This window comes from Microbacterium sp. NPDC056057 (genome assembly GCF_042266945.1).
GTDB lineage: Bacteria > Actinomycetota > Actinomycetes > Actinomycetales > Microbacteriaceae > Microbacterium > Microbacterium trichothecenolyticum_C.
Genome location: NZ_JBHJWS010000004.1, coordinates 467,267 through 484,147, shown reverse-complemented (window position 1 = coordinate 484,147; position 16,881 = coordinate 467,267). Strand labels below are relative to the sequence as shown.

Here is a 16,881-nt window from a genome sequence, read left to right as displayed (position 1 = left end):
TTACTCGGCGACCGTCCACTCCCAGAAGTTCCAGAACACACCGGTCTGGTTGCCCATGAAGGTGATGCCCTCGACGCGGTCGGTGTGCGCCTCGAGGCCGGGGCCCTGGAAGAGCGGCAGACCGTACGCGTCGGAGAACAGCTCGGTGTCCGCCTCGATCGTCATCTCGTCGATCTTGTCGGTGTCGAGCGTCTGCGGGATCGTGCGAGCGATCTCGTCGACGGTGTCGTTGGCGTACTTGTTGAAGTTGCTGCCACCGAAGCTGGCGAAGATCTGCGGGATGGTGCCGTTGCCGACACCGGGCGAGATCCAGCCGAAGATGACGGCGTCGTAGATGTCCGAACCGAGCTGCGCGCTCCAGTCCTCACGGCCCACATCCTCGATCACGAAGCCGGCCTGCGAAGCCGAGGCCTGGATGGCCTCGAACGCCGCGACGCGGTTCGGGTTGTTGATGTTGTACATGAGGCGGATCGTCGGGGTCGCACCGGCGAGAAGCTCCTTGGCGCCCTCGATGTCGACATCGGCGTACGCGTCCGAACCGTTGGCCGCGACAGCGTCCTTGTACGGCTTCTGGGCCGGGATGAAGAGGTTCGAGTTGAGAACCTCAGCCTCGGGGTTGACGGGCTTGATGAGCGTGTCGACGAGCTGCTGACGCGGGATCGTCTTGAGGAACGCCTCGCGGACGTTCTTCTCGGCGAAGGGCCCGGCGAACGTCAGGTCGAGGTGGTCGTAGTTGAGCGCGTCGCCCTGGAGGACCTCGACGCCGTCGATCGCCTGCAGCGCGGTGAGGGTGTCGCCGCTCGCCTGCGGGGCGATCACGTCGACCTCGCCGTTCTGGAGGGCGGTCACCTGAGCCTGAGCGTCACCGATGAAGCGGATGACCATCTCGGAGAACTGCGGCTTGAGGTCACCGGTGTACTTGTCGTTGAGCTTCAGCGTCATCGACTGCGTGGGCTCCCACGAGTCGATGATCCACGGGCCGCTCGAGAGGTACAGCGACGGGTCGTCCGGCAGCGACGTCATGTCGAAGCCCGAGTTCCAGAAGTCGGCCGCGGCCTTGAGCGTCTCGTTGACCGGAGCCGGAGCGGCGGCGTCGCCGCGCGGGCTGGTCAGGATCGTGTCGACGAGCTCGGCCTGGTCGACGCCGGCCTTCTCGGCGACGACGTGGACCGGCTGGTCGATGAGGCCGATGATGTTCCAGTCGACGAACGGGGTGTCGTACTCGAGCGTGAGCGACAGCTTGTCGTCGGCGACATCCGTGATGGTCGAGGTCTTGACGCCCTCGGTGCTGCCCGCGTACGCGAAGTACTTGGTGCCGCTCGTGGGCTCACCGGTCTCGGGGTCCAGCGTGGCGTCGTCGAAGACGCCCGACGTCGCGGCCCAGCCGAAGATCAGGTCGTCGGTCGTGATCGGCTCGCCGTCCGACCACTCGAGGCCGTCGTTCAGCGTGTACTTGACCTGGAGCGGGTCTTCGCTGACGATCTCCATCTTGCCGAACGACTCGTCGGGGACGACCTCGTAGGTGTCGCTGACGTAGTAGAACCCGGCGCGGGTCAGGTAGTTGACCTTGCCGTTGATGTCGAGGTTGCCGTTGTCGCTGTTCGAGTTCGTGCCCGTGAACTCGTTCACCTCGGCGATGGTCACCGCGGTGTCTGCGGTGTTCCCGGTCTCCTCCGTCGCCGGTGGGGTCGTCGAGCAGCCGGCGAGGACCAATGCGGTCACGCCGACGCCCGCCGCGACTCCGAGTGCGCGCATGCGCCACGTCGTCTTGTCAGACACTTGTGTCTCCTCTGTGCAGGGTAATGCGCGCGAATCCAGCCGGAAGCCGGACCTGCGCGCGGATGGGAAAACGATAAGCACCGGTTGTGAGATGGTCAAAACGATCGGCGAAAACGTTACAGAGCCTTAACTCAATCGACGCGGAGTGTGACAATCTGACAAGATGACGCCGCCGAACCGGCCCACAGGTCAGAGGGATTCGACTACTCTTTCGCCCCTCACGCCGTACGACCGCCGACGCCTCACGTGGGAGGTCTGGATCGTCCTCGCGATCACGGTCGGGCAATCCGCGCTCTACTCGGTGCTCTCCCTCGTTCGCAAGCTCCTCGCGCCTGTTCCGCTCGGCCAGCAGCAGACCCAGGTGAACCCGTCGCGGGACGCGCAGGCGGTCTGGGACGTCGTGTACCAGGTGCTCGCCGTGTTCTTCGCGCTCGCCCTCGTGGCGCTCGTCGTCTACCTGCTGTGGGAGCCCGGCAGCAACGCGCTGCGCCGCATCGGCCTGGACTTCTCGCGGTTCGGCGGAGACCTCGGCCGAGGCATCCTTCTCGCCGCCGTCATCGGCGTGCCGGGTCTCGCGCTGTATGCCGCGGGACGCGCGCTCGGGGTCACCGTCGCGGTCGTCGCCTCCCCCCTCGACGCGGCGTGGTGGACCGTGCCGCTGCTGGTGCTGTCGGCGCTGCGGGCGGGGCTGACCGAAGAGGTGATCTTCATCGGCTACCTGTTCGACCGGCTGCGACGGTTCGGCTGGAACGACTGGGCCATCATCCTGACCTCCGCCGGCTTGCGCGGTGCGTATCACGCGTACCAGGGCATCGGTGCGATCGTCGGCAACTTCGTGATGGGCGTGGTCTTCGGCTGGTGCTACCGCCGGTGGGGTCGCGTCATGCCACTCGTCATCGCGCACACGCTCCTCGACGTCGTCGCGTTCGTGGGGTATCCGCTGGCCGCGGCCCTCTGGCCCGCCGTGTTCGCCCCGATCCCGACCCCCACCCCCACGCCGACGCCGACCCCCGCGGCCTGACCGGTCGCGGATGCCCCGGCGCCGCAGCACCCATCCCCGCCCCACACGCCGATCGCGCGCGGTGCCCGACCTCGCACCCACCGGCGTCCCTGATCGCCGAGAGTACAGCTGGTCGCCGAGATGCTGGTTGGTTCCCTACCTCTCGGCGACCAGGTGCACTCTCGCCGGATGGAGAGCGCGGGGGGACGGGAAGTCCGGCTGAGGGGGCACCGGGCCGCCTCCTCCACAACGGCAGCGCGACGCGGGGGGTCCACAGAAGGGTGGCACACACACATCCGGGCCGGTTGACACCGCGATTGTGGACGGATGCCGCTGGTCAGTGTTGCGCGAACCCTCAAGGCGAGTCCGTTGGCGTTGCTGCGGCACGTCGACGTGTCCCATCCAGAGCGCGGGGTCGCCAAGGGAGAACTGGTCAAGGTCCGCCATGGCGCCTATGCCTCCGCCGCGCTGTGGAAGTCACTGGCGCCGTGGGATCGATACCTCGCACGCGTCCACGCTGCCGCGCTCGTCCACCCCGACGCGATCTTCTGTCTGGAGTCCGCCGCCGCACTGCTGGGGATGCCGATCTTCGGTGACCCGGTCGACGTGCATGTGCTCGTGCCGGCGACACGTTCATCGAGACTCGTTGCCGGCGTGCGCACGCACCGGTCGAGCGAAGACCGGACGATCGTCGAGATCGGCGGACTCGCGATGACCGGTCCGGAAGACACCGCAGTGGATCTCGCTCGTCTCCGGCACCCGGCGATCGGACTTGCTGCCGCAGACTCTGCGCTCAGACTTGCACCCGACTCCTCCGCCGACGGACTGACCCGCATCAGCGAAGCGCGCATCAGCGGTCGCGGTCGCGATATCGCGCGGTGGCCGCTCGCACGTGCGACCGCCAAGTCCGAGACCGCCATCGAAGCCATCAGCCGAGCAGTGATCGAGTGGCTCGGCTTTCCCGCACCCGAACTCCAGGTCGTGTTCCGGTCGTCCGGGAAGGAGGACCGTGCCGACTTCGTCTGGGAGCACGTCAGGCTCGGAGGCGAAGCCGATGGCGACCTCAAGTACGACGGACGCTACGGCGACGCCCGTGAGGTGTTGCGTCGCCAGACACTCCGCGACAGGAGGCTGCGAACGCACCTCCGCGCGGTTGCTCACTGGGGATGGACGGATGCGACCACGGTGACTCCCTTGCGCGACATCCTGACAGGGGCTGGCCTGCGGGCGGTCGCGCCCGAACAGACCGCGCATCTCCACTCGCTCCGGCGCCAGCTGGCCCCGCACGCGCCCCACCTGATCGGCGTATCCACCGCGGCACGGGTCCGCTGAAATCGCGAGAGTACAGCTGATCGCCGAGATGCTGGTTGCTTCCCCACGTCTCGGCGACCAGGTGCACTCTCGCGGATCTGGGGCGAGGAGACGAGCGCAGGCGGTGGGTCAGGCGCCCGAGGGGCAGGCGCCAGAGGGGGCGGGTGCCGAGCGCGGCGTAGGCGCCAGAGTGCGACGGGCGCCGGAGCGCGACGGTGCCGGAGCCAGCCCGGGCGGGGGGAACGACGGAGCGACGGGATGCCGGGGGCACCGGCATCCCGTCGCTCGGGGATCGTCAGGCGAAGGCCTCGATGGGCGGGCAGGCGCACACCAGGTTGCGGTCGCCGTAGGCCTGGTCGATGCGGCGGACCGGGGGCCAGTACTTGGTACGGACGAGCGTGTGGACCGGGTACACGGCGGTCTCCCGCGAGTACGGGTGGTCCCACGACCCGGCGACGACCGACTCGGCCGTGTGCGGGGCGTTCGCGAGGGGGTTGTCGCCCTGCGGCCACTCCCCCGCGCCGACGCGATCGGCCTCGGCCTTGATCGCGATCATCGCCTCGATGAAGCGCTCGATCTCGCCGAGGTCCTCGGACTCCGTGGGCTCGACCATGAGCGTGCCCGCCACGGGGAACGACATCGTCGGGGCGTGGAAGCCGTAGTCGATGAGACGCTTGGCGACGTCGTCGACCGAGACGCCGGTCGCTTCCTTGAGCGGACGCAGATCGAGGATGCACTCGTGGGCCACGAGCCCGTCCTCGCCGGTGTAGAGCACCGGGTAGTGCTCGCGCAGCCGCACCGCGATGTAGTTCGCGGCGAGCACGGCCGCCGCGGTGGCGCTGCGCAGTCCTTCGGCGCCCATCATGCGGACGTACGCCCACGAGATCGGGAGGATGCCGGCCGACCCGTGCGGTGCGGCCGAGATCGGTCCGCCGTCGAAGACGCCGCCGGCGTGGTCCTTGCGCTGCGACAGCGGATGCGACGGGAGGTAGGGCGCGAGGTGCGCCTTCGCCGCCACCGGGCCGACGCCCGGACCGCCGCCGCCGTGCGGGATGGCGAACGTCTTGTGGAGGTTGAGGTGCGAGACGTCGCCGCCCAGGTCGCCGAAGCGCGCGTAGCCGAGGAGCGCGTTGAGGTTGGCGCCGTCGACGTACACCTGGCCGCCGGCGTCGTGCACGGCCTGCGTGATGTCGAGCACGTCGTGCTCGTACACGCCGTGCGTCGACGGGTACGTGATCATCAGCGCCGCGAGCTCGTCGGCGTGCGCCGCGATCTTCGCGCGCAGGTCGTCGAGGTCGACGTTGCCGGCCTCGTCGCACGCGACGACGACGACGCGCATGCCCGCGAGCACGGCGGACGCCGCGTTCGTGCCGTGCGCCGACGACGGGATGAGGCATACCGTGCGGGCGAGGTCGCCGTTCGCGCGGTGGTAGCCGCGGATCGCCATGAGCCCCGCGAGCTCGCCCTGCGAGCCGGCGTTCGGCTGCAGCGAGACCGCGTCGTACCCGGTGACCTCGGCGAGCCACACCTCGAGCTGCTCGATCATCGCGAGGTAGCCGTGCACGTCGTCCTCGGGCGCGAACGGATGCACGCGCGAGAACTCCGGCCACGACACGGCGGCCATCTCGGTCGCCGCGTTGAGCTTCATCGTGCACGAGCCGAGCGGGATCATGCCGCGGTCGAGCGCGTAGTCGCGGTCGGACAGCTGCTTGAGGTAGCGCATCATCGCCGTCTCGGACCGGTGCGAGTTGAACACCGGGTGCGTGAGGAACTCCTCGACGCGATGCAGCCCGGACGGCACGCCCGCCAGGGGCGCAGCATCCGTGAAGGAAAGCACCCGCTCGCCCTGCTCACCCGCACCGAGGAACTCGTTCTCGGGAAGGCCGAAGGCCCACGCCACGGCCGCGAGGTCGTCGGCCGTCGTGGTCTCGTCCACCGACACTCCGACGGTCGCATCGTCGACCCAGAAGAGCTGGAAACCACGCTCGCGTGCGCGCTCGATGACGCGGCGCGAGGCACCGGGCGTCGCCACACGCAGCGTGTCGAAGAACGCGTCCGACCGCAGCGACAGGCCGTACGAGCGCAGTCTGTCCGCCAACGCAGAGGCCTTCTTGGCGACGTCGGTCGCGATCGCGCGGAGGCCGTCGGGCCCGTGGTAGACCGCGTACATCGACGCCATGACCGCTAGCAGCACCTGCGACGTGCAGATGTTGGACGTGGCCTTCTCGCGACGGATGTGCTGCTCGCGCGTCTGGAGGGCGAGGCGGTAGGCGGGGTGGCCCGCGGCGTCCTGCGAGACGCCGACGAGGCGGCCGGGCAGCTGCCGCTCGAGTCCCTGCCGCACGGCCATGTAGCCGGCGTGGGGACCGCCGAAGCCGAGCGGCACGCCGAAGCGCTGCGTCGTTCCCACGGCGACGTCGGCGCCGAACGAGCCCGGCGAACGCAGCAGCGTGAGGGCGAGGAGGTCGGCGGCCACGACGACGAGCGCACCGGCGACGTGCGCCGCGTCGACGACGCCGGACGGGTCCCACACGTGGCCCGACGCGCCGGGGTACTGCACCAGCACGCCGAACAGCTCGTCCGGCAGGGTCGCACCTCGGGCGAGGTCCAGCTCGACGAGCTCGATGCCGACCGCGGCCGCGCGGTGAGCGAGCAGGGCCTTCGTCTGGGGCAGCGCGTCGGCGTCGACCACGAACACGTTCGAGGCGGACTTCGAACCGCGTCGGGCGACGAGCATGCCCTCGACGACGGCGGTCGACTCGTCGAGCATGGACGCGTTCGCCGTCGCGAGTCCGGTGAGGTCGGTGACCATCGTCTGGAAGTTGATGAGCGCCTCCAGGCGCCCCTGCGAGATCTCGGGCTGGTACGGCGTGTAGGCGGTGTACCAGGAGGGGTTCTCGAGCACGTTGCGGGCGATCACCGACGGTGTGAGCGTGTCGTAGTAGCCGAGTCCGATCATCGGCCGCGCGGTGCGGTTCTGCGACGCCAGCACGCGCAGCTCCGAGAGTGCCTCGGCCTCGGTCGCTGCGGGCGGGATGTCGCTCGTGGCGCGGGGCTTCACATGGATGGATGCCGGAACCGCCGCCTCGACGAGCGCGTCGACGCTGTCGTATCCCAGGGCGTCGAGCATCGTGCGCTGGGCCGCGGCATCCGTCCCGATGTGACGGTCGGCGAACAGACCCGTCATTCGGCGCCGCCCGTGAGCGAGATGTACGCGTCGCGGTCGAGGAGGTCCGCCACGGACGCGGGGTCGACCGTGATCTTGACGAGCCATCCGGCGCCGAACGGGTCGGCGTTCACGAGGGACGGGTCGTCGACGACGGCGGCGTTGACGGCCACGACCTCACCGGTCAGGGGCGCGTAGAGCTCGCCGACCGACTTCGTGGACTCGATCTCGCCGACCACGGTGGCCGCGGTCACCGAGCTGCCCACGGCGGGCAGCTCGACGAACACGACGTCACCGAGCTTGTCGGCGGCGTACGAGGTGATGCCGACGGTCGCGACGTCGCCGTCGAGGGCGACCCACTCGTGCTCGGCGGTGTACTTGAGGGCGGTGAGATCGGTCATTTGTTCCTCCGGTAGAAGGGCAGGTCGGTCACGGTCGCGGGGATGCGGGTACCCCGCACGTCGATGAAGAGCTCGGTGCCGGGAGCGCTCGCGGCGGGCGAGACGAACGCCATGGCGATGGGATGCCCCAGGGTCGGACTGAGCGCGCCGCTCGTGATCTCGCCCACGGGGGTGGCAGCGTCGGCGCGGTCGAACACGGCGTAGCCGGCGCGACCGGCGCGGCGTCCCTCGCCGGCGAGGCCGACGAGGACCGGGGCGTCGGACGCGACCACGGCGGCCAGGCCCGCCTTGCCGACGAAGTCGTCCTTGTCGACCGCCACGACGCGGCCCAGGCCCGCCTGGGCGGGGACGATGTCGAGCGACAGCTCGTGACCGTACAGCGGCATGCCGGCCTCCAGGCGCAGCGTGTCCCTCGCGGCGAGGCCCGCGGGGACGAGACCCCGCGGCTCGCCGGCGGCGAGCAGGGCGTCCCAGAGCGCGGCCGCGGCACGGTTCGGCACGAGGAGCTCGAAGCCGTCCTCGCCGGTGTACCCGGTGCGGGCGATGAACAGAGGCTCGCCGTCGAACGTCCCGGACGACCACGCGTAGTAGCCGAGGTCGGCGAAGGCGGGCGCGACGCCGGCGATGCCCGCCGTCGCTTCGACGATCTCCCGCGCGGCGGGTCCCTGTACGGCGATGAGGGACATGTCGTCGGTCTGGTCCTCGAGCTCGACCTCGAAGCCGTCGATGCGGTCGGCGAACGCCGCGGCGACGGCATCCCGATTCCCGGCGTTGGCGATCACGAGGAAGCGGTCCTCGGCGAGGCGGTAGACGATGACGTCGTCGACGATGCCGCCGGACTCGGCGAGCACCAGCGAGTACTTCGCCTTGCCGACGCGCATCGGCGAGAGGGCGCCGGCGAGCGCGTAGTCGAGGAACGCGCCCGAGCCCGACCCGCTGACGAGGAACTCGGCCATGTGCGAGATGTCGAAGAGGCCTGCGCCGCCGCGCACGGCGTGGTGCTCGGCGAGGTCGGAGCTGTAGCGCACGGGCATGAGCCAGCCGCCGAAGTCGGTGAAGGAGGCGCCGAGCGCCTCGTGGCGCTCGTGCAGGGCAGTCGTACGGAGTTCTGTCATGAGTTCTCCCGGTCGCGGACGGGCAGGCGTCCGATCGACGCCTGTGAACTCCCCCTCTGTCATGGGCCTGAGAGTTTCGCCCGTCCTGCGAGGGAGCGGGTTTTCACCGTCGGCGGATCCTCGCTGCGCGAGAATCACTTTCCAGAGTCGGCCTGCCCGAACGGTACGCGTACCTGAGAGATTGGCGGGGAGGCTTGCTCCTTCGGTGCTCGGCGATCGCGCTGCCGAGGCTCTCCCGCCCGGGTGATGGGCCGTTATTGACTTGCGGAGCAAGCATACCGGTCGGTGCCGTCAGCCGACGCAGGAGCCCGTCGACACGGTGTTCGTGAGCGAAGGCGCACGGTCGGCGACCGGGGTGAGCTCGGCCATCGTCATGGCGTACCCGACAGTGTCGTCGTTCTCGGCACGCGCGAACACGACGCCGGCGACCTCGCCGTCGCCCGTCAGCAGCGGACCACCCGAATTGCCGGGTCGCACGACAGCCTGCAGCGAATAGATCTCGCGCGGGTTCCACGAGCTGTCGTAAACGTCCGGCACGTTCGCCACACCCACCGACTGCACGCTCGCCGACACCATCGTGAACGGGCCGCCGTACGGGTAGCCCTGCACGACCGCGGCGGCGCCCGCCGCAAGCGTCGGAGAGAACGGCAGGGCGGTGGCGTCCAGGTCGTCCACGGCGATGACGGCGAGGTCGTCGATCGGGTCGAAGTAGACGATGCGCCCCTCCCGTGCAGGCACTCCGGGCAGCTCGACGATGGGTGTGTCGACGCCCGCGACGACGTGGGCGTTGGTGACGACGCGGTCCGCGGCGACGACGAAGCCGGTGCCCGACGATCCGCGCCCGCATGCGTACGCATTCCCCGACACGCGGGCGACGGATGCTGCGGCCCGCTGCAGCTCGGGATCGTCCAGGGCGACCGGGGGCGCAGGCTCCGCGGTCCCCGGTCCGAGCAGCAGCCCGAGCCCCGGCAGTCCGTCGTCGAGCACGGCACCGCGCAGCTGTGCGAGGGCGGCGGCGACGGGGTCGGGGGTGGCGGCCTCGATGCCGCGCAGGATGGCCGACGACGCCACAGCCGACGAGATGACGGGGATGCCGGCGACCGCGATCGCGGGGGCGACGAGCGCCAGCGCGAGGATCGCCGCGACGACCGAGGCGATGCCGCCGAGGAAGCGCTCGATCCCCCGCAGCTTCAGCCGGTCGGCGCCGGAGCGCAGCGCCGAGCCGATCGCCGAGCCCACCGCCGCGCCGGCGAAGACCAGCCCGAGAGCGGTGAGGAGAACGGCGGGGCCGCGCCACACCGGCGACGGCACCCACGCACTCACCAGCGGGGTCAGCCAGAAGGCCGCGAAAGCCCCCGCGGCGAGGCCCGCCAGGGTGCCGATGCTGGCGAAGAAGCCGCGCTGGACGCCGGCGACGCAGGCGGCGATGAGGAGGAGGACGACGATCACGTCGACGACGATCATCCTCACCCCTTCCCGACGGGACCCGTCTCGTCAGGCTACGCATCGAGGCTGGGAGAGGACCCCGATCGGCCGCCCGGGCGTGTCGGGAGGACCCGCGTGCACAGGCGGGTCAGCGGCGCTCGGCGGCGAGCTCCCTCCGCACCTCGTCGCGCAGCATCCCCTGGTTCTCGGGATCCGGCGCAGCGCCCAGCAGGGTGCGGGTGTACTCGTGCTGCGGATCGAGGATCACGTCGTCGGCGCGGCCGCGCTCGACGATGTCGCCGCGGTACATCACCAGGATCTCGTCGGAGAAGTGCCGGGCCGTGGCGAGGTCGTGGGTGATGTAGAGCACTCCGAGGTGGTCCTCGCGCTGCAGCTGCGCCAGCAGGTTCAACACGCCCAGGCGGATCGACACGTCGAGCATCGAGACCGGCTCGTCGGCGATGATGAACTGCGCGCCGGGCGCGAGCGCCCGAGCGATCGCCACGCGCTGGCGCTGACCGCCCGACAGCTCGTGCGGACGACGCTCGGCCATCTTGTCGCTCGGCGTGAGCCGCACCCTCTCGAGGAGCTCGAGCACGCGCTGACGCACCTCGTCGCGGCCGATCCCCGGGTTGTGGATGCGCAGCGGACGCTCCAGATGGTGCTCGATCGAATGGAACGGGTTCAGCGACGCGAACGGGTCCTGGAAGACCATCTGCACGTCGCCGCGATACGCGGCGACGTCGCGGCTGCGGCGGCCGGCGGGTGCGCCGTCGAGCAGGATCTGCCCGCTCGTCGGCGTCTCGAGCCGGGCCAGCATCTTGGCGATCGTCGACTTGCCCGAGCCCGACTCCCCCACCAGCGCGATGGTGCGGCCGGCCTCGAGCGTGAACGACACGTCCTTCACCGCGTGGAGGGTCGAGAACTTCAGGCCGCTGCGCAGGCGGAAGTCCTTGACCAGGTTCCGTGCCTCGAGCGTGCGCGGTGACCCCGCGACCGGGTTCTGGGCGCTCATGCGGCCCCTCCTTCTGCTGAGGCCGCGCCGAGCGTCGCCGAGATGGGCTGATGGCCGGTGCGCACGAAGTCGCCCCGGTCGCCGCGCAGGCTCGGGAAGCTCGACAGCAGCTTCTTCGTGTACTCGTGCTGCGGCGTGCGGTAGATGTCGGTCGCGGTGCCGAGCTCGACGATCTCACCCTGCAGCATCACCGCGATGCGGTCGGAGATCTCGATCAGCATCGGCAGGTCGTGGGTGATGAAGATGACCGCGAACCCGAGCTTCTCGCGCAGGCGCATGATCTCGCGGATGATACCGCGCTGCACCACGACGTCGAGGGCCGTGGTCGGCTCGTCCATGATCATGACCTGCGGGTCGAGCGCGAGCGCCATCGCGATCATGACGCGCTGTCGCATGCCGCCGGACAGCTCGTGCGGAAAGCTCGTGAGGCGTCCGGGGTCGACGCCGACCAGTTCGAGGAGCTCCTCGCTGCGCCGCTGCTTGTCGCGCTTGGACATCTCGGGGCGGTGGGTCGTGAAGACGTCGAACAGCTGCGCCCTGACGTTGATGACGGGGTTGAGCGAGTTCATCGCGCCCTGGAACACCATCGACACCTTGTCCCACCGGAACCGGCGCAGCTCCTCGTCGGCGAGGCCGACGACGTCGATGTCTTCGCCCGACCGGTCGTGGAACACGACGTCGCCTGCCGTCATCAGCGCCGGCGGCTTGAGCAGCCGGTTGATGCCGTACGCGAGGGTCGACTTGCCGCACCCGGACTCGCCGGCGAGTCCCAGGATCTCGCCGCGGTGGAGCGTGAGCGACACGTCGCGCACTGCTTTGACCGGCGGATCGACCTCGTACTCGATCGAGACGCTGCGCGCGGTGAGGACGGCGTCGCCGTTCATGCCTCGCCTCCGTTCGTGACGTGGACCGACTCGACACCCCGGCCTGCGCGCTTGGCCTGGCGCACGCGCCGGGCGTTCTCGGGTGCGAGCCGCAGCTTCGGGTTGATGATCTCGTCGATAGAGAAGTTGATGAGCGACAGGCCCGCGCCGAGGAGCGCGATCATGAGGCCCGGCGGCACGAACCACCACCATGCGCCGGTGCCGAGCGCCTGGCCGGTCTGCGCGTCGTTGAGCATCGTGCCCCACGTGATCGAGCCGGTCGGCCCGAGCCCGAGGTAGGAGAGGCCGGCCTCGCCGAGGATCGCGAAGATGATCGCGAAGAGGAACTGGGCTGCCAGCAGCGGCAGCAGGTTCGGGAGGATCTCGACGCGGATGATGCGGGCCGTCTTCTCTCCCGCGACCCGGCTGGCGGCCACGTAGTCGCGCGACCGCAGCGAGCGCGCCTGCGCCCTCAGAACGACCGCGGACCCCGCCCACCCCGTGATTCCGAGGACGAGGGCCACCAGCATCCAACTTCTTCCGGGGATGTAGGTGGCGATCACCATCACCAACGGCAGCCCCGGGATGACCAGCATGATGTTCGTGAAGAGCGACAGGATCTCGTCCCACCAGCCGCCCTTGTAGCCGGCGAGGATGCCGAACACGATCGACAGGATCAGGGCGATGAGGCCGGCGACGATGCCCACCATGAGGGAGCCGCGCGTGCCCCAGGCGAGCTGGGCGAGCACGTCGTAGCCGAGCTTGGTCGTGCCGAGCCAGTGCTCGGCACTCGGCGGCGACAGCGCCGGGTTGTCGGAGTCGGTGGGATCCTGGCAGAACAACGGCCCGAGGATGCCGAAGAGGGCGATGCCGATGACGATGGTGAGGCCGAGGGCGAGCTTGAGCGACATGCGCGGCAGCAGCTGACGGAAGCCTCGGCGGGCGGCGCCCGCCTCGTCACGTGCCGCCTGGACGTCGGCGTCGACGGGCGGCGACATCATGGCGCCCGGCGCGATGATGGCGGGATCGATCGTGCGGTCCGACAGTGTCTCGGGGACGCTCTCGTAGTCGGTCGACGTGTCGGTCACTTCGAGCCTCTCAGACATTGTGGCGGGCCCTCGGGTCGATGAATCCGTAGACGATGTCCATGATGAAGTTCGCCGCGAGAACCGCGATCGTGATCACCAGGAACACACCCTGCATCAGCGCGTAGTCGCTGTTCTGCACCGACTGGATCATGAGCTTGCCGATGCCGGGATAGGTGAACACCTGCTCCATGACGATGGAGCCGGCCACGACGAACCCGAGCGAGATGCCGAACCCGGCGATCGACGGGATCGCGGCGTTGCGGGTCGCATAGGTGCGGAGGATGCGCACGGGCTTCAGGCCCTTGGCCTCGGCCGTGACGATGTAGTCCTCCGAGACCGTGGACACCATCATGTTGCGCATACCGAGGAGCCACCCGCCCACCGAGCTCAGGACGATCGTCAGGGCGGGAAGGAACCCGTGGTAGACGGCGCTCCCGATGAAGGCCCAGCTCCACTCCGGGCCCTCGGGGAAGGCCCACACGTCGTAGCCGCCGAAGATCGGGAACCAGCCGAGCGCGACCGAGAAGATCGCGACGAGCACGAGGGCGAGCCAGAAGTACGGGATGGACTGCAGCACCGTCGTGAACGGCACCAGGTGGTCGACCCACGTGCCGCGGCGCCAGCCCACCCAGGCGCCGATGCCGACGCCCAGGACGAAGGAGATGACGGTGGCCAGGCCCACCAGGATCACCGTCCACGGCAGCGCCGCGGCGATGAGGTCGGTGACCGGGGCCGGGTACTTCGTGATGGAGACGCCCAGGTCTCCCTGGAGCATCCGGCCCCAGTACGCGACGTACTGGTCCCACATCGACGACGTGTCGCCGCCGAGGAGGGTCTTGATGTTGCGGACCGTGGTCTCGCTGAGTTCCCCGCCGGCACGCTGCATCTTCGCGAGGAGGATGTCGGCGGGGTCACCGGGCAGAAGCCTCGGCAGGAGGAAATTGAGGGAGATCGTCGCCCAGAGTGTCACCACATAGAACGCGATCCGCCGCGCGTAGAACTTCATCGCAGCCTGCTCCTCCGTGCCACGGCCTCTGCCCGGTCCTGCATTACTTCACCGGCTCCAGGTGCTGGAGGACGTAGCCGGCCGCCACCGAGCCCCAGGCGGGCGGGAAGGCGTACAGGTCGTCCTCGGTGGGCCAGCCCGTGAAGTCCTTCGTGTTGAAGAACGTCTGGGTGGCGTTGATCACCAGCGGGATGTACGGCAGGTCGCGCACGATCTCGGTCTGCAGGGTGGCGTACGCCTCCTGCTTGACGGCCTCGTCGTTCGTGGCCGCGGCCGCGGCGACCGCCTCGTTCACGACGGCGTTGTCGTACCGGCTGAAGTTCCAGCGGCCCGCGGGGACCTCCTTGCCGACCTCGGAGGTCGACTCACCGGCGAACCAGTCCTTGTAGATCTGGAACGGGTCGGCGACCGAGGTGCCGATGACGCCACCCATGATGAGCTGGTACTGGCCGGTCTGGCGGGCGTCCGAGAACTCCTGCCACTGCACGGTCGAGGCGTTGACCTTGATGCCGGCCTCGGCCGCCTGCTCGCTGATGAGCTTGGCGGCGTCGTTGTAGTCCGTCCACCCGTCGACCGAGATGAGGCTCAGCTCGATCGGGGCGCCGTCCTTGCCGTAGAAGCCGTCGCCGCCCTTGGTGTAGCCGGCGGCCTCGAGGATCTCACCGGCGGCCGTCGCATCGGGCGACTGCGGGCTGACCTCGTTGGCCGGGTCGGCGACCCACTTCTGGTCACGCGGCAGCAGGGCGAAGGTCGGCGAGATGTCGCCGGTGAGGCCGACGAACGCCTTCTCCTTGATGGTGCCGCGGTCGATCGCGACGTTGAGCGCCTGGCGCACGGCGACGTCGGTCTGCGGACCGGTGCAGCCGAGCTCCGCGTTCGAGCAGGTGTAGAGGACGGTCGGGTCCTGCGGCGTGTTCAGCATGCTGATGACGCCGTTCGAGGTGACCGAGTCGGGGTTCGGCACGAACATGCCGGTCCAGTCGAGCTCGCCGGCCGTGAGCAGGTCCTGGGCGGACTGGTTCGCGTCGATGCCGATGTACTGCACCTTCTTGATGGCCGGAACGCCCTCCTCGCGGAAGTTCTCGTTCGCGACGACGGTGTACGAGGCATCCGTCACCTTGTCGACGACGTACGGGCCGGTGCCCACCGGCTCCTCGTCGGTGAAGGTCGTGTAGTCGTCGACCTCCGACCAGATGTGCTCGGGCAGCATCCAGGTCGTGCCGAGGATCTGGAACTCGTTCGTGAACTGCGGCGTCTCGTACGTCAGGACGAGCGTGGTGTCGTCGCGGGCCTCGGCCGAGACGAGCCCGTCGCGGTGGTTCGGCTCGTAGTTGAACGTGAACGCGGCGTCCTCGGCGGTGAAGTCCTCGCCGTCGTTCCACTTGACGCCGTCCTTGAGCGTCACCGTGATGACAGTGCCGTCCTCGTTGTACTCGAAGCTCTCGCCGAGCATGGGGGCCGGCGCGTCGTCGGCGGTCTTGTTGTAGAAGAACAGCGGCTCGTAGATCGGGCCGAGCGCGGCATGCAGCACGCTCGGCGAGAAGGGGTTGAAGTTCGCCTCGATCGGAGTCTGGCTTCCGGCCCAGACCCGCAGCGTGCGGCCCTCGGAGTCGCCGCTGTCGTTGCCGCCGCCAGTGGCGCAGCCCGACAGGCCGAGACCGAGGATCGCTGCCCCGGCGACGGCGATGAGCGCCGCTCGGCGCTTCGCGTTTCGAATCATCGTTGGTTCTTTCTCTCGTGCGGCTTTGCAGGGAGGAGGAGTGCGCGGGCACCCGGTGCATTCATTAAGTACTGAGCCTTAACAAATGTGTGTTAGTAAACCTAACAAACATTCCCCCTCCCGCGCATCCTGAGAACGCGCTGTGTACGTCACGTCTTCGCAACGGTTGTGTCGCGGGCGAGCCGAGCGATGGGTGTTACGGCGGGGGTTTGGCTTCTGGTCAGAGTGACACTATGATCGGACCAGACAGTTAGAGTCACCATGACCAGAACAGCACCTGACCCCCGCTCCCCCGGCGCCCCGGCCGACACCGACACGATCCGCGTGGCGGTGTCGACGGTGATCTTCACGCTCCGCCGGCTCCCCGGAAGCGACGCCGTGCAGATCGTGCTCCCGCTCGTGCGCCGCACACGCGATCCTCACGAGGGCCAGTGGGCGCTGCCCGGCGGATGGCTCGACGCGACGGAAGGACTGGATGCCGCGGCATCCCGCACACTCGCCGAGACGACGGGGCTGGCACCGAGCTATCTCGAGCAGCTCTACGCGTTCGGGGCCGTCGACCGCTCGCCCACCCGGGTGGTCTCGATCGTGTACTGGGCGCTCCTGCGCGCCGACGAGATCACCGACACCGTCGAGAACGTCCAGTGGTTCGACGCGGCCGAACTCCCCCGGCTCGCCTTCGACCACAACCAGATCGTCGACTACGCGCTGTGGCGCCTGCGCAACAAGGTCGGCTACAGCCGCATCGCCCATGGCCTCCTCGCCGACGAGTTCACACTCGCCGACCTGCGCGAGGTCTACGAGGCGGTCCTCGGCCGGCGTCTCGATCCGGCGAACTTCCGCCGCCAGGTGGAGAACTCCGGCACCCTCATCCCCACCGACCGCTTCCGCACCGGAAGCCACCGCCCCGCGCGGCTCTACCGCTACAACCAGGACGTCGAGCTCGCCGACCGCGGCCCGCTCGACGCCCGCCACTGATCCCCGAACGGAGC

At 69.3% G+C, this 16,881-nt stretch carries 13 protein-coding genes and 2 riboswitches; of the genes, 3 read left to right on the top strand and 10 right to left on the bottom strand.

Annotated elements, in window-relative coordinates; genetic code table 11:
• Nucleotides 1–1,779, bottom strand: coding sequence for an ABC transporter family substrate-binding protein (locus tag ACFC1K_RS18590; RefSeq protein WP_310291878.1), 1,779 nt, complete (start codon nucleotides 1,777–1,779; stop codon nucleotides 1–3).
• Between the two features lie 163 nt (nucleotides 1,780–1,942).
• Here ACFC1K_RS18590 and ACFC1K_RS18585 point away from each other — a divergent pair, with 163 nt between their 5' ends.
• Both ACFC1K_RS18585 and ACFC1K_RS18580 read left to right on the top strand, forming a co-directional pair.
• Nucleotides 1,943–2,800: a CPBP family intramembrane glutamic endopeptidase gene (locus tag ACFC1K_RS18585; protein ID WP_375872740.1), complete on the top strand. Its 858-nt coding sequence runs from the start codon at nucleotides 1,943–1,945 to the stop codon at nucleotides 2,798–2,800.
• Nucleotides 2,801–3,148: 348 nt separating this feature from the next.
• Nucleotides 3,149–4,111, top strand: coding sequence for a hypothetical protein (locus ACFC1K_RS18580; RefSeq protein ID WP_375872739.1), 963 nt, complete (start codon nucleotides 3,149–3,151; stop codon nucleotides 4,109–4,111).
• 274 nt (nucleotides 4,112–4,385) lie between these two features.
• Here ACFC1K_RS18580 and gcvP read toward each other — a convergent pair whose 3' ends face one another.
• The 9 genes from gcvP to ACFC1K_RS18535 form a co-directional block, all read right to left on the bottom strand.
• On the bottom strand, nucleotides 4,386–7,277 hold the full coding sequence (gcvP, locus tag ACFC1K_RS18575; protein WP_375872738.1) for an aminomethyl-transferring glycine dehydrogenase: 2,892 nt from the start codon (nucleotides 7,275–7,277) through the stop codon (nucleotides 4,386–4,388).
• A complete protein-coding gene (gene gcvH, locus ACFC1K_RS18570; protein ID WP_375872737.1) occupies nucleotides 7,274–7,657 on the bottom strand; it encodes a glycine cleavage system protein GcvH in 384 nt (127 codons plus the stop codon). Before gcvH ends, gcvP begins: the two co-directional genes overlap by 4 nt.
• Nucleotides 7,654–8,772: a glycine cleavage system aminomethyltransferase GcvT gene (gene gcvT / locus ACFC1K_RS18565; protein WP_375872736.1), complete on the bottom strand. Its 1,119-nt coding sequence runs from the start codon at nucleotides 8,770–8,772 to the stop codon at nucleotides 7,654–7,656. Before gcvT ends, gcvH begins: the two co-directional genes overlap by 4 nt.
• A 46-nt stretch (nucleotides 8,773–8,818) precedes the next feature.
• Nucleotides 8,819–8,923: riboswitch (glycine riboswitch) on the bottom strand.
• A riboswitch (glycine riboswitch) is annotated at nucleotides 8,924–9,020 on the bottom strand. It abuts the riboswitch before it with no gap.
• A 43-nt stretch (nucleotides 9,021–9,063) separates the two neighbouring features.
• The gene (locus tag ACFC1K_RS18560) at nucleotides 9,064–10,236 is read right to left on the bottom strand and encodes a MarP family serine protease (protein WP_375872735.1); all 1,173 of its coding nucleotides are present in this window, start codon (nucleotides 10,234–10,236) and stop codon (nucleotides 9,064–9,066) included.
• 109 nt (nucleotides 10,237–10,345) lie between these two features.
• Entirely contained in the window at nucleotides 10,346–11,212 is an 867-nt protein-coding gene (locus ACFC1K_RS18555; protein ID WP_310291896.1) for an ATP-binding cassette domain-containing protein, read from the bottom strand.
• Complete coding sequence (locus ACFC1K_RS18550) at nucleotides 11,209–12,096, bottom strand: ABC transporter ATP-binding protein (RefSeq protein ID WP_375872734.1); 888 nt, start codon at nucleotides 12,094–12,096, stop codon at nucleotides 11,209–11,211. Before ACFC1K_RS18550 ends, ACFC1K_RS18555 begins: the two co-directional genes overlap by 4 nt.
• A complete protein-coding gene (locus tag ACFC1K_RS18545) occupies nucleotides 12,093–13,076 on the bottom strand; it encodes an ABC transporter permease (RefSeq protein ID WP_375872761.1) in 984 nt (327 codons plus the stop codon). The genes ACFC1K_RS18550 and ACFC1K_RS18545 overlap by 4 nt, the downstream gene beginning before the upstream one ends.
• 97 nt (nucleotides 13,077–13,173) lie before the next feature.
• Nucleotides 13,174–14,169: an ABC transporter permease gene (locus ACFC1K_RS18540; protein ID WP_056367942.1), complete on the bottom strand. Its 996-nt coding sequence runs from the start codon at nucleotides 14,167–14,169 to the stop codon at nucleotides 13,174–13,176.
• 43 nt (nucleotides 14,170–14,212) lie between these two features.
• On the bottom strand, nucleotides 14,213–15,889 hold the full coding sequence (locus ACFC1K_RS18535; RefSeq protein WP_375872733.1) for an ABC transporter substrate-binding protein: 1,677 nt from the start codon (nucleotides 15,887–15,889) through the stop codon (nucleotides 14,213–14,215).
• 261 nt (nucleotides 15,890–16,150) lie between these two features.
• Between ACFC1K_RS18535 and ACFC1K_RS18530 the strand changes: the two genes are divergently transcribed.
• Nucleotides 16,151–16,867 (top strand): NUDIX domain-containing protein, encoded by a 717-nt coding sequence (locus ACFC1K_RS18530; protein ID WP_310291901.1) that lies wholly within the window; start codon nucleotides 16,151–16,153, stop codon nucleotides 16,865–16,867.
• Nucleotides 16,868–16,881 lie beyond the last annotated feature (14 nt).